Here is a 414-nt window from a genome sequence, read left to right as displayed (position 1 = left end):
CGTCAGGACCGCGAACCGTGAGGTCGTCGGCCTGTGCTGCCCTGGCGCCAGGTCATCTCGGTGAACCAGCCGGCACTCGCCTGCGCGGCGAGGACCGAGACGGCTCGCGGCGGGGTGCGGTAGCGAGGAAGCGTCGGCGGCCCGAGCCCGCCGTCAGCAGGCTGGTGCGGCCCGGCATGCTCCGGGTGGGCGACTTTCCTTCCCGGTCAGCGCCAGGACGTAGGTCAGCCCTCGCTCGTGGAGACCGAGCCGGAACGGGGTGCTGACGCCGTAGCCGGCATCGGCAAGCTGTCGAGGCCCGGCGTGACGAACTGGCCCGGATCGAGGGGCCGGAAGCGGTCGACCGGAACATCGGTCCCATGCGCCGTGCGGCGGCCGGCCCGGGTATGGGGTGTCTGGTGATCGCCAGCGACG

General features: G+C 72.9%; 1 protein-coding gene. It reads right to left on the bottom strand.

Annotation, left to right across the window (positions count from 1 at the left end; genetic code table 11):
• Positions 1-153: 153 nt before the first annotated feature.
• Positions 154-414, bottom strand: a 261-nt coding sequence (locus tag LPA54_RS40330; protein WP_228985398.1) for a transposase, incomplete at its 5' end; no start/stop codon positions are given.

The sequence above is a fragment of the Streptomyces sp. DH12 genome (genome assembly GCF_020873895.1).
Classification (GTDB): Bacteria; Actinomycetota; Actinomycetes; order Streptomycetales; family Streptomycetaceae; genus Streptomyces.
This window is presented reverse-complemented; position numbering and strand designations above follow the sequence as displayed.